Here is a 17,562-nt window from a genome sequence, read left to right as displayed (position 1 = left end):
CCCCTCCTCAGAAGTCGAAGTCCGAAGCAAACGAACGCTTCAACGTGTAGACGGCCTTGGCGAAGACTCGCCACTGGTTCGTGTTGGGAATGCGCTCCGCCAGACGGAACTCCACCGCTCGGTTGTTGTAGTCGCTCGACTCCTGGCTGAGCAGCATCCGAGCGCTCTGGTAGCGGTCACGCTTGTCAGACGAGGTCTGGTCGAAGGTCAGATCGACTTCGTTTGAGATCAGGGTTTCACCGACGTACAGACCAGCCCGCAGGTTGCGGGGCTGGACCTTGTCCTTGACCGGTTCGGTCTGGAAAAGGCGGACGACGACCTGGCCGGTCGTGATCTTGTCGGACTCCGGCCACACCTCGACGTTGACCAACCGGGTGTCGCTCTTGCGCTTCTTGTTGACCGCCAGCACCGGTACGACGATCTCCTGCAGCGTTGCCCCGCCATGAACAAAGCGTGAGCCGCCGCCGGCCAGGCGCAAGCGGTGGATCGACTTGGGGATCTGGACTTCAATGTCGCCCGCAAGACCGAGCTGGGCAGCCTCGAAACTGGCGAAGGCGTTGTCGGCCTTGAGACCCTTGCCCAGCACGAAGCGCTTGTTTGGCACCTTGATGTCGTCGCCCTGCGGCTGGGTCGACAGGAAGAAGCTGTCTGCCAGTGCCTCGTCTTGGAAAAGGAAGCCGTGGTCGGCCGTGATGAAGATGTTGGTGGCATTGGCGCTTGCTAGCTTCTTCACCAGGTCGACGACGTCACGCAGCGTGGCTTCGACGGCCTCGAAAACCTGCCGCTCAGTGCCGGGTTTTTCGCCCGTCGCGTCGATCCGGTTGTGGTAGACGTACAAGACTTGGTTGGCCTTGTAGAGTTCCCGCCGCTCGTCGGCGTTCAACGCCTTGAAGTCCTCAGCCTGGATCGCTGAGCCACCGACGGCCTCCAATATCTTGCTCCGAAAGGCGGTGTTGTTGGTCGGCTGGCCGTCGGCGAGAACGGTTTTGGCGTCTGCCGAGTACTCGAGCGTCGAGTGCGGCAGCAGCGCCGCCATACCGAGCTGGGTGTAGCTCGGCAGTACCCCGAGGACGGCATCGAGCGTTGCGTCGAAGCGGTCCTCCTGCCGAATGCGTGAGCCGAGTTCGTCCGCCACCTCATAACGCAGGGCATCGGAGATGATGACGACCGCCTTCTTCTCGCCGTCGCGCACCAGCGGCGCAATATAGCGGGAGTAGAAGGCTGTCTGCGCACGCAGTGCGATTGATCGCCACTTCTCGGCCTGGTCAACCTGCTGCTGCCAGGCGTTGCCCAGCTCGTAGACGAACTTGTTGACGTAGCGCTTCTCGACCTGGTCGCGTAGAACCTCCAGCGGCTTGGGATACTCAGCCGTGCGGGCCGCGTAGATGAACCGGCGGTAGTACTGGTCGATACGGAACCACTCACGGCGGTACCGCTCCAGCCCGTCGTCGAACGACTGCATCGTGACGTCGAGCGAGGCGATCTCGTCCAGCAGCTCGGAGGCATTGACGATGGCCGCGTAGAGCTGCGTGTAGTTGTCGATCCACACGCTGTTCTGACGCGCCCGGACGACCTCTGCAACCTCACGCGGAGTGACAGCCTGATCGACGACGTCCCGTGCGAGGTCGCTTATGATCTTCTGGTCGATCTCCTCGAATAGGTCGATCGCCACCAGGTCACGGAAGCTCGCGTCCTCGATCTGCGACTTGTAATCGAGGTCACGAGCGGCCCGCTTCGCCAGCGCGGCGAGGGCATCCTGGCTGCGTCGGTCGTTTCGCAGGCTGGCGAAGTCGAGCTGAATGTTTTGCAACCCGCCCGGACGGTCGGACGTGAAGCCCTCGATCGCCCGCTGGAAGATCCACAGCACGAAGTCATCCACACTCGGTGAGGGCGCCTCGTAACCGTAGATGCGAGCGACGCCCTGCCAGTAGAAGTCGTCCAACCCGAAATCGATGAGTGCATCGTATTTGGCGTGCTGCTCGCTGGCGTTCTCGATCAGGAGGGCACGGGTGATCTCGAGCAGGCTGTGCGAGTCCTTGAGGCCGAGCAATACGGCGGTCATCTTGGCGCGCAGGTCGGTGGCGTCGTCCTCGGGATTCAGACGTGTTTTGAGGCTCTGGACACGCTTGGTGGCGTTGAAGAACTTCTCGTGCGCTTGGACGACCTCTTCGACGCCTGTCGCGCTGAGACCAAGATCCTGGGCCGCGAGAGCGCTGCGATCGGCCGTGAAGACCCCGTAGGCCAGCTCGAGGTCGAACAGCCAGTTGCCGATGCCGGTCGGCGCCGGGCCCGAGCGGTAGATGAGGAACTTGCCCTTCGGCTCGTCATGCAGCAGCCGATTCTTGACGGCGAACTCATCGTTGGCGACCCGGATCGTCTCGATACCTGGCAGGCCGAGATCATCCAGGGCCGCGGCATACTGCCCATCCGGGTCGTGCCAGAAGACGACCCGGCGACTGTCGAACCAGCGCAGCAGGTGCGGGCGGACGGTTGTGGCGTCACTCATCGCTGGCCTCGAGTCCCGGGATCTTCTTCAGGGCAGCGCCGAACTTCGGGTAGTTCACCCTCACGCCGTCGTCAAGATCGATGGCCAGCTGACGAGACGCTAGCGGGTACAGCACGTCGTGTTCGTACTCGTCGAGCTCAAGCAGAACCTTGCGAAGGCGGTCAGCTTCCTTCTGAGCGGCTGCCTGCTGACGCGGCGTACCGTCACCAGCCGCCAAACGCTCCTGCTGCTGGAGGCTCGACGCAAGCTTGGCCCGGAACTCACGCAGGTACTCGTTGAGCACCGTCGACACCGTGGATGGCGTATAGCGGTGCATGTAGACCAGGGCGTTGAACGACCCCTTGGGGCTGGAGAACAGCCAGTAGATCGGACGTTTCTTGTACCGCTGGACGTGATCCTTGTAGAACGACTTCACGAAGTAGTCGCGGATGTTCTTCACCCCGAGTGCCTCGGCCACGAACCGCAGGTTCTCCTCGAAGTGTTGCTCTCCGAACGCCACCCGGAGGAACTGCCGGAACCGCGCAACGATGTCGTCCTCGAACCAGTCACCGTCGACGATCGGTATAACGTTGTCCGGGTCCGGCTTGAAGATCGAAGCAGGCACCTTGGCTATGTAGTCCTGCAAGGTTGCACCCTGGTCGGCAAGGATCAGGCCGGGCTCGTCAAGGCTGTAGCGCCCGAACATACAGCCGACGGCGTGCGAAACAATGTCGCGGACTAGCGCTGATTCCGAAGCCCGCCCCGGCAATTCTCCAATATGTGATTCGTTCGTCGGCATTGCCAGGAGCGCCTCGGCGAAGAGTTTGGCGTTCTCGTGCTCCAACTCAACTATTTCTGTTTGAATCTCCACCTCCCTTTTTGTTGCCGACTCGATACTCAACCGAATCTCTGAGGAACCATCCTCGTCGAGAAGAATTGACTTCAGGCCCGCAAACCCCCTGGAGATTTCGGATCGATCAAACAATACGGTCGTGAGCGCCACAGCATGAGCGGCGATTTCCTCAACGCGGGGCGTGCTCAACGCTTCCGGGGGGATTGGCAATCGGGCCATTGCGCCGACTCCAAATCCCTTGGATGATACCAGCCGCGCCAGAGACTCGAAGGCAGGGCTGTTCATAAGAGCGAGAAGTTGACCCGCCGTCGTTTTGCCAAGAGGGAAAACCATCGAGTTCTTCTGATCGAAGATTGCGCCCGCAGCGACTAAGCGCCCCTTGAGGCTGCCAGCTAATCCTCCAAAGGAGATACCCGGACGAAAATAATAAGAGATGTTCTGTGGCCGCGCACCCGGATGAACACGAATATCGGAGCCATCATTGTGCCAATCAACGACGAAGTCTTCGCGGGCAAACCACCGAGTCGGCGAGGCCGACTTGACGTACGGAACCCACCGGCCGGTGTCTGCTATCTTGCTGGCACGTATCTTGTTGTATGACACCTCGTGCCAGTAACGCAGAAAACGTCCGTTGTCTCCAGTTTGCAGGCCGGTGCGAACCTCTGCGATCGAGTTCATGGTCGGCGCCGTTGAGAACGTATCGTGCGCCTTGTCAGGCGCAGCGTACGCGGTTAGGACCTTGCCGGGAAAGGCATCGAACCAATCGAGGCGGTGAGAAAATTGATGCTGACGATCGCGGAACTGAGAGATCTTGGCTTCTGTGGTCGTTCCGCTCGTGGCAGAGATGAAAGTGGTTCTAGACGTGCCCGGCGCAGCCCGTTGGAACAACGTGGCCGACACTCGGACGACTTCTCCGTCTATCTCTGGAAAAGCCCGCGAACCGAGGTGGAGAACGACCCTGGGTACCAGCCGTCTACGTATTACGTCGCGAAAGGCTGCACATTCGACGTTTCCCAGCCAACTATCCATATTCAACAGCCCGATAAATCCAAGGGACTGCACGAGTTTCTCCGCACGCAGTGCGAAGGCAAGGTCCAGGCCCGTGTAACCGTCCGGGAAATTCTCGACCACATGGGCGTACAGCGTGCCGCCCATGTTCCGAGCGTCCATGTACGGCGGGTTCGCCACGACAGCCGAGTATCGTTGCGCGAGATAGTCGGCCTGAATTACGACCCGTTTGGCTCGGTCGAGGGTGTCGACCGTAAGAAGATCACCACTTTCGTCCAGTTGATCCAGGTGGCGAGCGAGTGCGGTCGTCATATGCGGATCGGGCTGGATCAGCGAGCCAAACATGTCCGCCTGCGCGAATTGGTTCCAGAAGTCGGCCTCTTCCTCCCGGTCGTTTTTCGAGGAGAGGAAGTCAAGTTCCTGCAACGAGAAGGAGATCGGCTCAAGTACACAGATATTCGGCTCAACCTGCTTGTTTAAGAAGGTACGTTGACGAGCCCGCGCCTTCATTGACAGTGCGAATGCTGCGAGTGCGCCAGCTCGCGGGTCGATCTCGGTTCCGTACAGATTGTAAGTGAGGATCAGGCCTGGGATGTCCGCAGGAGCGTAACCCTCCTCCTCGTATATCGCGTACATCAGGTCGAAGGCATAAGTCAGCATGTGCCCCGAACCGCAGGCGGGGTCGAGGACCTTGAGTTCCTCCGGAGTATTGACCTTGAGGACGTCAGTCTCCTCATCAACCGGCGGGATATAGTACTCCATCTGATCGACTAGACGCGAGGACGGACGGTTGAGCATCCACAGACGACCGAGGGAGTTCTCGACCAGGTAGCGGACGATCCAGTGCGGCGTGAACAGCTGGGTGGCCGCTGGGATCTCGTCGGCGCCGGCTTTCTGATTCTTCTTGAAGCCAGCGAAGACCTCGTCCTTGCGCTCCGAGATGTAGAACTGGTATAGCCAGCCGATGACCTCGACGTCCTGGCAGACCCCGGTGGTCAGTATCTTGACGGCGCGGCCCGGCACCGAGTCATCTGCCAAAAGGTTGGCTGGGACGAGCAGCTCGGTGAAGTCGCCTCGCCGCTCGAACAGGAACGGCATGGCACCGTTCCAGTAGCGGCAGTAGGCCGCGAGCAGGAGGGCGTAGGCCTCGCCCTGAGCGTCACCACTGCGCCGGGTTCCGTTGAGTAGAGCTGCGACCGTCTCGCCGGACTTGCGCGCAACCACATCGGCGTCGATGTTGCCGCGCTTGGCTTCAGCCAGGATCTCGGGCTGACCGGTTTCGGCGCCGGCCTGTGGCGAAACGACACCAATGCCGGTGTAACCGTTGGCGTCCATGAACCGCAGGGCGATGATTCGGTTGAACCAGGTGTAGGCGACCCGGTCAGCGATCGCTGCCTTGCCCCTGTCACCCCCACCAGCCGCGCTGATGGCCTTCTCCAGGGCTTCGATGGCCTTTGGCTGCTCCACCCGCTCAGGCGAGGCGGGAGCCAGCACAACGGCTATCCGAGCGGTCACCTCACGGATGAGTTCCTTGCGCGCCCAGGTGGCGAACGACTTCAGGGGTGCGGTTTCCATCAGAGTGAGATTCGCTTTCCGTCGTTCAGAGTCTGGACGAGGGCTGTGCGCAGGGCACCGAGGTAGCGGTCGACATCCTCCTCCGTCTCCAACACCCCGGAGATGTTGATAGCCGAGATGGTCTTCACCGACACGGTCTGCTTCGGAGGCGGTGTTGCGCTGTCATCGGTATCACCGCCCTGCTGAGCCGCTGCCAGCTGGTCGAGCAGATGCGGGAAGACCGTCTCCTCGAAGCTCGACCCGGTCTCGCGGATGAGTGCGACCTGGTTCTGGGTAAGGACTCGGGAGATCGTCTGGTCAACCTGGCCTAGCACACTCTCCTGAGAGGCGGGGGTCGCATTGGTGTAGAAGGTGCTGCCTTCGATCTCGGCCTTGCGCCCCTCGATCGCCTCGATAACCTGGGCTCGGTTGCCGGTGACGACCTCGTCGATCTGGGTGCGCAACTGGTCGGTGGCCTGCTTGAGCTGGTTCATCTTGTTGCCGCGGAACGCATTCGGATCATCCAGTGCAGTGCGCACCGGGGCATCGCTGCCGGACGACAGGTAGCCGAGGTTGCTGTTATGGCTAGCCAGGAGATCGGCGGCCTGGTCGTAGATTGCCTTCTGCCCGCCAACGAGGAACGCCTGGATCGGATCGATTGTGCTGTCCTTGGCGTCGAGCAGATCGGCGTCGAGATTGAACTCGGTCAGATACCAGTCGTCGGGCTTGCCGATCACCTGATCGAGCAAGTCGATCGCGGCCTGGAGCTGGCTGACGAATGGGTATTTCGATCCGGTCACCGTCGCCTTAAGCTCGTCGCGCTTGCCCTTCAGCTTGTCGGCGCCGTGCCGAGATAGCTCCAGTGGATCTTTCGGCGTGTTGCCCTCGTCGAAGAAGTCGGTGCAGAACCTGCGGAACGCCGCGACCTTGCGCTCGTCGAAGGTCTTTTGCGGCGACACCACGGCGTGGGCGTGCTTCTGGGTGTTGCGTAGTGCCGTCGCAACCTCGGACCGCTTGAGGACGTTGCCGTCGACCGTGAGCGTCACCTTGGAAGTACCGACCAGGTAGCCGATCAGGACTTCGATCGAGGCCAGGTCCCAGCCGTAGGGCTTTGCCGTGAAGCTGCCGACGACGGTCTTGACCGTAACCTGCTCGCCGAGTGCCTCCTTGCGCAGGACGAACGACAAAACCTCCTCGGCCGGCGCGTAGAGCTTGCTGAGTTCTTCTGCGGCGAATAGACCGTTGTCGGGGTTGGCCGCACCGGCAATCTGCTGCTCGCTATATGTCTTGCCGCCAAGCAGCTTGAGTTGGGTGTAGGTCCGGCTGATGAGGTCCTGGAAGCCGTCGGTCACCCGAACCAGCGCATCATGCGAGCTGGAGGAGGTGATGTCGGCGGCATTTATGACCAACGTGGACTTGCCTACCGAGGCTTTGACCCGCTCGATCAGCTCCTTCTCACGGTCGCTGTTCTGAGCACCCTTGGTCTGGAGGATCTGCCCCTCGATGGCCGAGATCGAGGTGCTCAGCTTGCGCTTGATGTACTTTTCGGTCTTGATCAGCAGCCGCAGGTCGGACAGAACGCGGGCGTCCGGCTCGACAATGACGCGCAGCTCGTCCTTACCCGCACTGTGCATGCGGATCTCTTCGGGCGAGTACGGGTACTCCGGAGAGATGAAGTGGACCGCTAGCTCACGCTGCTGGCCATGAGCCTGGTCGTCGAGCTTGAAGCCAAACGGGAAGTCTTGGCCATTCTTGGTGTAGCGGACCTTATTGGCTTTGATGACGTCGCCGGACAGAATCTTGAACAGTCGACTGCTGACCTCGGAGGCGTCGATGTCGACGTTCTTGATCTCCTCCTCGATGACCTGCTCTTCGTTGGTCAGATACTCGTAGACGTTGCCATTGCGTTGGACATACGTCTGAGTTTCCAGGAGCGTGAGTGCTTCCTTGACCTGCTCAGAGAGTGCCGGGAGGTCGAGGCCGAAGCGGTCGTAGACCAGCACCGTGAGGTTGCGCGGGGTCGCCTGGAAGCCTTCGATGTATTTGACCAGGAACAGGGCCTTGAGCAGGCGGATAGCCAGCTTGTTGTCGAGGTTGCGCTCGGCGACGTCGATCGAACGCTGGGCGGCCGACTTCAGCGAAGCGCGGATTCCGGCGAACATGCTGTCGAAGGTGGCGAGCTGGCCGACCTCGACGTTGCCGATTTCCTTGGCGACCTGCTGGACGACGCCGAGCATCGAGCGCTCGCCGACCGAGCTGTTGCGGCCCTCAAAGACGTTGTGGTCGGAGATGCCTTCGATCGCGGCTTGGAACAGCGGGAACTGGTAGCTGACAAATGGGTAGGTCCCGACGAAGTGCGCCTCATCGATGTAGTTGCGGTAGGACTTGGCTCCGTCGACGAAGTCGAACAGCGTCTTGAAGTTGGCGTGCTGCTCGGCGTAGATGACGCTCAGCGCGCCAATACCTGCGTCATTCTTCTCGAGCAGACGCTTGCGGATGACCTCCTCGACGTCGGCGCTGGTCAGCTTCAATCGCGTCTTGAAGCGGGCCTGGATTTTGGAGAAGTCGTTGCCCTGCTGGCGGGTACGGTCACCGATGACCTTGTCCATGTCCTCCTGCGAAGTCACGAACACCCACGCCCGCCCGGAGCACTTGGTGTTGAGTGACTCGGCGATGGTCTGCAGGTTGAGCATCAGCTGGGTGTCGCTGCCGATGAACTGACCGACCTCATCGACGAAGAAGTTCAGACGGAAGGCCGGGTCGCCCTGCTTATCCAGCCAAGCCTTGACCTCGTCGGCAAAGTTCTCGATCGCGAGCTCGTACGACGCGCTGTACTGACGGATGATGCCGTCGGCATTCCCGCCGTTGACCTCGGCGAAGGCACCGTCGATGCTTGGCCCTTCCAAGGCGCTCTGTTCGCGACCCTGAGCCCAGGGGATGCCGGCGATACGCTCGAACGCCTCTTGGAAGGCCTGATACTGGCCACGGTTGTCCAAGTCACGCTCGAAGCGGGCGACGTGGCCCTGATTGCCGTAGTAACCGCGGGACTCGTCGAAGACCTTGACGAACACCTTGAGCAGGGCGTCCCTCTGGTCCTTGCTGATCAGGGTGGCCTTCTGGTCGATGTTGAACAGCAGGCTCCTGGCGGGGATGCGGTCGGCCTTGTTGAGCAGGCCGGGCAGGAAAGCGTCGGGGGTCTTGGCGCGGAAGTCGTCCGAGACGTCCTGGCGCGGGTAGTCCTGGCCTTCGACATCACCCAGCAGGTGGGCGAGCATCTTGAGCATGTGCGACTTACCAGAACCGAAGAAGCCCGAGATCCACACGCCGTTGGCATTGGAATAGGAGGTGTACTCCTCCAGCAGAGTCTCCAGACCCTTGGCCGCCTCGTTGGTCAGGACGTACTCATCGACCTCGGTGCCCAGGTGCGCAGCGTCATCGGCCTTGATAACGCCCTCGATCGGACGCTGGATGTCTTTGGCGAAGATCTGGTCGAGCTGCATCGAGCTCACGCCTCCTGTTCGAGAATGTGCTTGGCTCGGTAGTACTGGTCGTCCTTGAGCCGACCGAACAACACGAGGGATGAGCCCAACGTTTCGGACTGCTCGTAGCGGCCTGGGAAGAACATGAGCATCGGCTTTCCCTTGACCACCGATTGCAGGTTGTTCAGCACGTTGTGCGAGCGGATGTACGGGAAAACCTCACCGATGCCGGTGAGGAAGAAGATGTCGAACTGCTCCGCGGTGAGTCGGTCACGGATCGCCGGAGCGATGTGCAGTTGAGGGTCGAGCATTCCCTGGATCATCTCGCGGAAGTCGGCTTTGTCGTGGTCCGACTCGACTGCGAGCACCCGGTCCCAGACGCCCCGCGCCTTGAGCAGCTCGATCGACAGGTCGTAGAGGTTGATCTCGAAGACCGTCACCCCGGCGCCGGTCAGCCGGTTCTTGACCCGCTTCTTGGCCGCAGCGACCTCGGTTGCATCTTCCGGTGGGTACGGATAGATGAAGAATGGAACCTCGTTGCTCAGTCCCTCCATCTGGAGGAAGCGGCGACTGCTGAGAACCGTGAACAGGTGCTCTTCCTGCTCGGGCAGAGTCTTGGCGATCATCGTGCAGCACCCTCCCGCTCGGTCTGCTTCGTCGGGAAGAAGCGCATGTTGTTCGGCGTGCGGGCGCTCAGCGTCACCACGACTCGCTCAGACAACACGGCAGGGATGATGTGGCCCGTGTTCGACAGCAACTCGGCCTCTTGCAGCATCTTGAACACATTCGACCTCAATCTCTGCAACGTTGACTCCTTGATGGTCGCCAGCTCCTCGTGCCACAGCGCCTTGGTCCGCACGAAGCTGTCGAAGTCCTCGTAGCCCAGTGTCGAAGCGAGAGTGAGGTACCGCTCGCGCAATACCTCTTCAGCGAACTCCCCGATGAGTTCGTAACGGCGACACGCGGCTGCCCACAGGAGATGCGTTCGCTCCGAAGCCGTGGTGTCAACCAACAGTTCGACCTCGTCGCCGGTGAACGCCGAAAGTCGCTGGACCGTCTCGCGCACCAGTCGGACACCGGTGCTGTGCGTCCGTGCTTGCAGCAGATTGCCCTCGACCGCCCGGTTGCGTACCCGGTCCCAGTTCCGCTCCTCGAGGTAGACGGGTGCGAGCACGGCCGCCTCACGAGCCAGGAGCGCACCAGTGGTGAACGACAAGGCATAGCGCCGTGGCGACGACGCCAAAGCACCGTTCATCTGCTCTCCGCTCCGCTCGTAGGCAAGTCGTTCAACGTATCGCCGACCACCGACAGTCAGGCTCTGCCCGGCGTCGAGCTCTCGTCGGACGAAGTCGCGCTGCCGGCTCGAACCCAATCATCGACCTCGCTCGTCTGGAACTTCCAGAGCCGCCCCACCTTGTGGGCGGGCATGCCCTTCTCTGCGATCCAGGCGTAGACGGTGTCCTTCGTGACGCCCAAGTGGGCGGCGATGTCATCGGCGGACAGCCACGGATCTGACATACCGAGCCTTCCTGAAGGGTTTGAACCCGGTATGGCCGGGTTACGCCGACCTTATCGGATCCAAAGCCGATTAGTACGCAGAGGACTGCGGGAGGCCGTAGCGTCTCGACCTCATCTTTGTCACCTCCGCACTGCTCGACCACTCGCCCCGGGATTTGTGCTGCGCCGCAGGTGTGCCGGGCGGATTCCACGCTGGCCAGATTCGTTGAGCCACCCCGGCCTCACCCGTCCTAACTAATCTGGCCAAACCCTAGGTGAGAAGGTTGGACGCTGGCCAGATCTACTGAGACCGGACACTCGTGTTCCGGACCGGGTTTTTGATTGTGGGGGCCGCCGTCAGAGTCCGTGGGCGTCGAGCCAGGCGCGGGCGGCGGCGGCCGGGTCGGTGCCGGTGTCGACCTGGCGCACGAGGTCGACCAGGCCCTCGGTGGTGAGTTCACCGGCGACGTAGTTGAGCTTTTTCAACTGAGCGCGGTCGAAGATGCCGGAGCGGTAGACGGCGAGCAGGTTCTGGGCGCGCAGCGCGTACTTCGGATCGTCGAGGACTACGAGGCCTGCCGAATCGGCGTCGGCCGGTGGTCCGTTGACGATTCCCACCTGGATCTCCCCGTCCTGCAGAGCTTTTCGCAGCGCCTGCGGATCGGGATAGTGCGTGGTCGTGGCGAAGGCGCAACCGGAGATCAAGCCAGGTGACGGCGCAGCCCCTGCGAGTCCGGGCAGCTCGGCATAACCAGCGGTCAGTTCGGCACAGCGCGGGACGAGCGCGGCGACCGTGCGGACGCCGTCGCGGCTCGCGAACTCCTCGGTGACCAGGAGCCGGGACCGCAGGTCGGTCCCATCGGCGGCGTCGGAGAGCGACAGACCCTGTGGGAGCGAGGCATTGACCGCGGCCACCACGGCCTCGGGGGTGCGCGCCTGCGCGGACGGGTTCCAGCGGTCGAGCAGTCCGCCGTCGCGGGCGGGCAGCACCGCGATCCGGCCGGCGTCCAGGTCAGCCGCCGGAGACGACGAGCCACGGACGACGGTGGTATCGGTGCCGGTCCGAGCCAGCGCCTGAGAATAGATCTCCGCGAGCACAATCGATTCTGCCGAGGAATCCGCGCCAACCGCGACCACGGTCCGCGCCTGCTCGCCCGCGCAAGAAACCGCGGCGAAAGACCAGGTAGTGACCAGTAGCGCAGCGACTGTCCGGCGCACCGCACTCGCCACCATCCCGCGACACCAACTTCCTGTATTTGCGGTCAACCCACGCAATTCGGCGCGACGCGGGCAGTATTACCAACCAGAATGTACCTGCGGCCCCCGGGTCGCATGCACAGCGCACTGCCCGCCTTTGCCGGAAGGACACCAGTGAAAACCGCGTTCTCCTCCTCTTCGCATAGACAACGTCGCCCGGCACGCCGCCTCGCGGCACGGGCGGGCCGGGTGCTGGCAGCCGCTGTCGCGCTGGCCGCCGCCATGATCGTCTCCGCGTGCGGCAACTCCGATCCACTGGCCGCCAAGGGTGATTGCGCCAGTGACGCCCTGATCATCGGTTCGGCCAATTTCCCCGAGTCCGAGACCGTGGCCAACATCTACACCGAGGTCCTGCGGATCAACGGCTTCAAGGTCGACACGAAGTTCAACATCGGCAGTCGCGAGGCTTATATGCCCGCGTTACGCCAATGCGCGATCTCGCTGATCCCGGAGTACACCGGAAACCTGCTGCAGTACCTGGACGCCGACGCCACCGCCACCTCGGAGCCGGAGGTGAACGCGGCGCTGACCGCGGCCCTCGGCAGCGACCTGGCCATCGCGACGCCGGCCCCCGGCCAGGACTCCGACGCGGTGGTCGTCACCCGTGCGACCGCCGACCGGTGGAACCTGCGCAGCATCGCCGACCTGGCCCCGCATTCGGCCGACGTGACATTCGGCGCGCCCGCGGAATTCGCGCAGCGGCCCGGCGGCCTGCCCGGCCTGAAGAAGATCTACGGCCTCGAGATCGGCGACGCCAATTTCGTGCCGATCGCCGACGGCGGCGGGCCGGCGACGGTGCGCGCGCTGGTCGAGGGCCAGGTCACCGCGGCCGACATCTTCACCACCTCCCCCGCGATCGCGCAGAACAACCTCGTCGTCCTCGCCGATCCGCAGCACAATTTCGCGGCCCAGAATGTGGTGCCGCTGTTCAATGCCGCGAAGAAGACCGACAAAGCGGTGGCGGTGCTCGACGCGGTGTCGGCCAAACTCACCACCACCGAACTGATCTCGCTGAACACGGCCGTCTCGGGGGACAGCAAGATCGAACCGAAGGCCGCCGCACTCGCCTGGATCACCGCGCAGGGGCTCAACGCCCCCATCGCCTAGGCACGGTCGGCGCTAGGAGAACCCTTGTCCGACATCGAATTCCGCGATATCGAGAAGACCTATCCGGACGGCACCCGGGCGGTACGCGCACTGAATCTGCGGATCGAATCCGGCTCGTTCACCGTGTTCGTCGGCCCGTCCGGCTGCGGCAAGACCACCTCGATGCGGATGATCAACCGGATGGTGAATCCCAGCGCGGGCACCATCACGATCGACGGCCGCGATATCGCGACGGTCGACCCGGTGAAGCTGCGCCTCGGCATCGGCTACGTGATCCAGAGCGGCGGGCTGCTGCCCAACCGCAAGGTGATCGACAATGTCGCCACGGTGCCGATGCTGCTCGGCGCGTCCCGCAAGTCCGCGCGCGCCGCCGCACTGGAGGTGCTCGACCGGGTTGGTCTCGATCGTGGTCTGGCCGAACGGTATCCGGCGCAGCTCTCGGGTGGTCAGCAGCAGCGCGTCGGGGTCGCCCGGGCGCTGGCGGCCGACCCGCCGGTGCTGCTGATGGACGAGCCGTTCAGTGCCGTCGATCCGGTGGTGCGGGCGGAGTTGCAGTCCGAGATGCAGCGGCTGCAGGCCGAACTGCGCAAGACGATCGTGTTCGTGACCCACGATATCGACGAGGCGATCACCCTCGGCGACAAGATCGCGGTGTTCGGGCGCGGTGGGGTGTTGCAGCAGTTCGACGCGCCCGAACGGGTCCTCGCCCAGCCGGCCACCGATTTCGTCGCGGGGTTCGTCGGCCGGGATCGCGGCTACCGCGCGCTGTCGTTCCGCACCGCCGATGCCGTCGCGCTGGCGCCGATCCGGACCGTCGAGGCCGACGGGGTCGCCGGATTGCGGCTGGAACAGGGCGAATGGGCGCTGGTGGTCGACGCCGACGGCAAGCCGGGCGGCTGGGTGGACGTCACCGGAGTAGAGGCGGTCCGCGCCGGAAAGTCCCTGGCGGCGAGCGTGTCCGCTGGCGGCTCACTGTTCACCCCGGACGGTGACCTGCGGCAGGCGCTGGACGCGGCGATCTCCTCGCCGTCGGGCATCGGGGTCGCCGTCGACGACGCGGGTGCGGTGCGCGGCGGATTGCTGGCCGTCGACGTGCTCACCCAGCTCGCCGAGCAGCGCGGCAGCGAGGACGCGCAGCGCAACCGGGAGTTCTTCGACCAGGACGTCACGTGCGATACCTGATCGACAATTTCGCCGAGATCATGGCGATCACGCGCACGCACCTGGTGCTCGCGCTGGTGCCGCTGCTGCTCGGCCTGGTGATCGCCATCCCGTTCGGCGCGGTGATCCGCGGCCGCGACTGGGCCAGGCGAATCACCACGACGGCGTCGAGCCTGGCCTACACCATTCCCTCGCTGGCGCTGTTCGTGATCATCCCGCCACTGGTCGGCATCTCGGCCATCGATCCGCTCAATGTCATCATCGCGCTCACCGTGTACTCGACGGCGCTGCTGCTGATCGCGGTGCCGACCGCGCTGGATACCGTGCCCGCCGGTGTGGTCGACGCGGCCGACGCGATCGGATTCGGCAGGCTGCGCCGCACGCTCACCGTCGACATGCCACTGGCGCTGCCGGTGTTCGTCTCGACGCTGCGCGTCGTGGTGGTCACCAATATCGCGATGGTGTCGGTGGGCGCGCTGATCGGCGTCGGCGGGCTCGGCAAGCTGTTCACCCAGGGCTATCAGCGCGACTACCCGGACCAGATCGTCGCTGGCATCATCGTCACGCTGGCGCTGGCGCTGATCTTCGACCGGCTGGTGTTCCTGCTCGGCCGGATCGCCACCCCGTGGACCAGCGCGGGCCGGGAAGAGGCCCGCTCGTGAATCTGTTCATCGACGCCTGGCACTACCTGAGCGACGGCGCGAACTGGGGCGGGCCCGCCGGGATCGACCGCCGGCTGCTGCAACACCTCTGGTACAGCTTCCTGGCCGTCGCGCTGTCGGCGGTGATCGCGGTGCCGCTGGGTCTGGTCATCGGGCATACCCGGCGTGGCAGTGCGATGCTGGTCGGTTTCGCCAATGCCATGCGCGCGCTGCCGACGTTGGGCCTGCTCACCTTCCTGGTGCTGCTGCTCGGGCTCGGACTGATCCCGCCGCTGCTCGCCCTGATCACCGTCGGCGTTCCGCCGCTGCTGGCGGGCGCCTACGCGGGCATCGCCACCGTGGCCGCCGATGTCGTCGACGCTTCGCGCGCGATGGGGATGACCGAGCGGCAGATCCTGTTCCGGGTCGAGATCCCCAACGCCCTGCCGGTGATGCTGGGCGGGTTACGCAGCGCCACGCTGCAGGTGGTCGCCACCGCGACCATCGCCGCCTACGTCAACCTCGGCGGGCTCGGCCGCTACATCTTCGACGGCATCGGCCTCTACCGCTACGACCTGGTGCTGGTCGGCGCGCTGCTGGTGGCGGTGCTCGCGCTGGTGCTCGACGCGATCCTGGCCGCGGCGGTCTGGGCCAGCGCGCCTGGCAGTGGGCGGCTCGCGCGCGGGACGGTCGTCATGACCGACGCGTCAGTCGTCACCGAGTAGGGCGCGCAGGTGCGGGTCGTGCGCGAGGACCTCTTGCACGCGGGCTCGCTCGCCGGCGCGCTGCGCCTGTGCGTGGATCCACTCCTGGACGGCCGCAACGACGGCCGCGTTCACCGAGATGCCCGCGGCGTCGGCCGCGGCGGCCAGGTACTCGTCGACCTCGTCGGGGAACTGCACGGTGCGCGTCGTCATCACCCGATGATCCCAGACAACGCGGAAGCGCCCCGTTCCGGGGAACGGGGCGCTTGGCGGGTGAGTACTGCTGACTAGGCGACGCCCTCGGCGCGGGCGGCCTCGGCCACGGCCTCGGCGACGGCCGGAGCCACGCGCGGGTCGAGCGGGCTGGGGATGATCCGGTCGACGGACAGCTCGTCGGCGACGACACCGAAGATGGCGTCGGCCGCGGCGACCTTCATGCCCTCGGTGATCCGGCGCGCGCCCGCGTCCAGCGCACCCTTGAACACGCCGGGGAAGGCGAGCACGTTGTTGATCTGGTTCGGGAAGTCGCTGCGGCCGGTCGCCACGATCGCGGCGTACTTGGCGGCCACCTCGGGGTGGATCTCCGGGTCCGGGTTCGACATGGCGAACACGATCGACTCCGGCGCCATCGAGGCGATGAGCTCCTCGGGGATGGTGCCCGCGGACAGGCCGAGGAACACGTCGGCACCGGCCAGCGCGTCGGCGGCGCTACCGGTGAGCCCGCGCGGGTTGCTGCGGGCGGCCAGCTCGGCCTTCACCTCGTTGAGGTCGCCGCGGCCGGAGCTCACGATGCCCTTCGAGTCGAGCACGACCACATCGGGGACGCCCGCGGCGAGCAGGATGTTGGCGCACGCCACACCGGCCGCACCGGCACCGGACACCACGACCTTCAGCGCCGACATGTCCCGGCCCTGCTGCGCGGCCGCGCCCTTGAGGGCGGCCAGCACCACGATGGCGGTGCCGTGCTGGTCGTCGTGCATGACGGGGCAGTCCAGCGCCTCGATGACGCGCCGCTCGATCTCGAAGCAGCGCGGCGCCGAGATGTCCTCGAGGTTGACCGCGCCGAAGCTCGGGCGCAGGTGGATCAGCGTCTGGACGATCTCGTCGGGATCGGTGGTGTCGAGCACCAGCGGGATCGAGTTCAGGCCTGCGAACTTCTTGAACAGCGCGGCCTTGCCCTCCATCACGGGCAGCGAGGCGCGCGGGCCGATGTCGCCGAGGCCGAGCACGGCGGTGCCGTCGCTGACCACGACCACGAGGCGGTCGGTCCAGGTGTAGGTCTTGGTGAGTGCCGCGTCCTCGGCGATCGCACGGCTGACCTGGGCAACGCCGGGGGTGTAGGCGATGGACAGGTCACGCTGGGTCTCGAGCGGGGCACTGAGCTCGACCGACAGCTTGCCGCCGAGGTGACCCGCGAAGATCTCGTCGTGGGTGATGGCAGCAAGGCTCGCTGCGTCATCGGCCTGGGGCGCCGCGGTGGCATTCGGTGCGTCAGTCACAGGTGACACGATTTCACTCCTGCTCGAGTCGGACTCAACCGGGGGACGGTTACCGCCGGGTATATCGGGATTACGGAATTGCATGACGCTCATGGGGTGCGCAGCCAGGGCGAATACCGGAGAAAACCGGTCGCGCAGCGCGGCACTGATCCGCCGAGCGGAGCCGGACGGGTGGTCCGGGCAGACAAACGGGTCGACCCCCGGCCGCGACGGTGCGTCGCGAGGCGAAGGGTCACCATGTTCCCCGAACCCGGCGGTGGCAAGGGAAGGGAATCCGCAACATTCTGCCAGCCGGGCCGACCAGTTGCCAAACCGGT

Annotated in this window: 13 protein-coding genes; 4 read left to right on the top strand and 9 right to left on the bottom strand. The window is 64.3% G+C overall.

Annotated features, from left to right (window positions below; genetic code table 11):
• Nucleotides 1-7 precede the first annotated feature (7 nt).
• From pglZ to ACWF9G_RS26775, 7 genes are all read right to left on the bottom strand, one after another.
• Nucleotides 8-2,506 carry a BREX-1 system phosphatase PglZ type A gene (gene pglZ / locus ACWF9G_RS26805; RefSeq protein ID WP_452518631.1) on the bottom strand — a complete coding sequence of 833 codons (2,499 nt, stop codon included), beginning with the start codon at nucleotides 2,504-2,506 and terminating at the stop codon, nucleotides 8-10.
• Nucleotides 2,499-5,921, bottom strand: a complete 3,423-nt coding sequence (gene pglX / locus ACWF9G_RS26800; protein ID WP_452518629.1) for a BREX-1 system adenine-specific DNA-methyltransferase PglX — start codon at nucleotides 5,919-5,921, stop codon at nucleotides 2,499-2,501. Before pglX ends, pglZ begins: the two co-directional genes overlap by 8 nt.
• Complete coding sequence (gene brxC / locus ACWF9G_RS26795) at nucleotides 5,921-9,400, bottom strand: BREX system P-loop protein BrxC (RefSeq protein ID WP_452518687.1); 3,480 nt, start codon at nucleotides 9,398-9,400, stop codon at nucleotides 5,921-5,923. Before brxC ends, pglX begins: the two co-directional genes overlap by 1 nt.
• A 5-nt stretch (nucleotides 9,401-9,405) precedes the next feature.
• The gene (locus ACWF9G_RS26790) at nucleotides 9,406-10,005 is read right to left on the bottom strand and encodes a DUF1788 domain-containing protein (RefSeq protein WP_452518627.1); all 600 of its coding nucleotides are present in this window, start codon (nucleotides 10,003-10,005) and stop codon (nucleotides 9,406-9,408) included.
• Complete coding sequence (locus ACWF9G_RS26785) at nucleotides 10,002-10,634, bottom strand: DUF1819 family protein (protein ID WP_452518626.1); 633 nt, start codon at nucleotides 10,632-10,634, stop codon at nucleotides 10,002-10,004. Before ACWF9G_RS26785 ends, ACWF9G_RS26790 begins: the two co-directional genes overlap by 4 nt.
• Nucleotides 10,635-10,690: 56 nt before the next feature.
• Nucleotides 10,691-10,897, bottom strand: a complete 207-nt coding sequence (locus ACWF9G_RS26780) for a helix-turn-helix domain-containing protein (protein ID WP_452518625.1) — start codon at nucleotides 10,895-10,897, stop codon at nucleotides 10,691-10,693.
• Between the two features lie 336 nt (nucleotides 10,898-11,233).
• On the bottom strand, nucleotides 11,234-12,013 hold the full coding sequence (locus tag ACWF9G_RS26775) for a glycine betaine ABC transporter substrate-binding protein (protein ID WP_452518624.1): 780 nt from the start codon (nucleotides 12,011-12,013) through the stop codon (nucleotides 11,234-11,236).
• Between the two features lie 342 nt (nucleotides 12,014-12,355).
• Between ACWF9G_RS26775 and ACWF9G_RS26770 the strand changes: the two genes are divergently transcribed.
• The 4 genes from ACWF9G_RS26770 to ACWF9G_RS26755 are packed head-to-tail and all read left to right on the top strand — an operon-like array spanning nucleotide 12,356 to nucleotide 15,767.
• On the top strand, nucleotides 12,356-13,240 hold the full coding sequence (locus ACWF9G_RS26770; protein ID WP_452518685.1) for an ABC transporter substrate-binding protein: 885 nt from the start codon (nucleotides 12,356-12,358) through the stop codon (nucleotides 13,238-13,240).
• Nucleotides 13,241-13,264: 24 nt separating this feature from the next.
• Nucleotides 13,265-14,422 carry an ABC transporter ATP-binding protein gene (locus ACWF9G_RS26765; RefSeq protein ID WP_452518622.1) on the top strand — a complete coding sequence of 386 codons (1,158 nt, stop codon included), beginning with the start codon at nucleotides 13,265-13,267 and terminating at the stop codon, nucleotides 14,420-14,422.
• Nucleotides 14,410-15,063, top strand: coding sequence for an ABC transporter permease (locus ACWF9G_RS26760; protein ID WP_452518620.1), 654 nt, complete (start codon nucleotides 14,410-14,412; stop codon nucleotides 15,061-15,063). Before ACWF9G_RS26765 ends, ACWF9G_RS26760 begins: the two co-directional genes overlap by 13 nt.
• Nucleotides 15,060-15,767 (top strand): ABC transporter permease, encoded by a 708-nt coding sequence (locus ACWF9G_RS26755; protein WP_452518619.1) that lies wholly within the window; start codon nucleotides 15,060-15,062, stop codon nucleotides 15,765-15,767. The genes ACWF9G_RS26760 and ACWF9G_RS26755 overlap by 4 nt, the downstream gene beginning before the upstream one ends.
• Here the strand turns inward: ACWF9G_RS26755 and ACWF9G_RS26750 are convergent.
• Both ACWF9G_RS26750 and ACWF9G_RS26745 read right to left on the bottom strand, forming a co-directional pair.
• Nucleotides 15,750-15,959 (bottom strand): hypothetical protein, encoded by a 210-nt coding sequence (locus ACWF9G_RS26750; RefSeq protein WP_379303869.1) that lies wholly within the window; start codon nucleotides 15,957-15,959, stop codon nucleotides 15,750-15,752. The genes ACWF9G_RS26755 and ACWF9G_RS26750 overlap by 18 nt on opposite strands.
• Nucleotides 15,960-16,033: 74 nt before the next feature.
• Nucleotides 16,034-17,254, bottom strand: coding sequence for an NAD(P)-dependent malic enzyme (locus ACWF9G_RS26745; RefSeq protein ID WP_379303871.1), 1,221 nt, complete (start codon nucleotides 17,252-17,254; stop codon nucleotides 16,034-16,036).
• Between the last annotated feature and the right edge of the window lie 308 nt (nucleotides 17,255-17,562).

The sequence above is a fragment of the Nocardia sp. NPDC055029 genome, assembly GCF_053608525.1.
Note: the sequence above shows the minus strand (reverse complement) of the source record. Positions and strands in the feature narration are given on the sequence as shown.

Bases quoted from the DNA above. Each gene is read 5' to 3' on its own strand.
- ACWF9G_RS26770 (WP_452518685.1), top strand. From the start codon at position 12,356: ATGATCGTCTCCGCGTGCGGCAACTCCGATCCACTGGCCGCCAAGGGT.
- ACWF9G_RS26750 (WP_379303869.1), bottom strand. From the start codon at position 15,959: ATGACGACGCGCACCGTGCAGTTCCCCGACGAGGTCGACGAGTACCTG.
- brxC (WP_452518687.1), bottom strand. From the start codon at position 9,400: ATGCAGCTCGACCAGATCTTCGCCAAAGACATCCAGCGTCCGATCGAG.
- ACWF9G_RS26785 (WP_452518626.1), bottom strand. From the start codon at position 10,634: ATGAACGGTGCTTTGGCGTCGTCGCCACGGCGCTATGCCTTGTCGTTC.
- pglX (WP_452518629.1), bottom strand. From the start codon at position 5,921: ATGGAAACCGCACCCCTGAAGTCGTTCGCCACCTGGGCGCGCAAGGAA.
- ACWF9G_RS26790 (WP_452518627.1), bottom strand. From the start codon at position 10,005: ATGATCGCCAAGACTCTGCCCGAGCAGGAAGAGCACCTGTTCACGGTT.
- pglZ (WP_452518631.1), bottom strand. From the start codon at position 2,506: ATGAGTGACGCCACAACCGTCCGCCCGCACCTGCTGCGCTGGTTCGAC.
- ACWF9G_RS26780 (WP_452518625.1), bottom strand. From the start codon at position 10,897: ATGTCAGATCCGTGGCTGTCCGCCGATGACATCGCCGCCCACTTGGGC.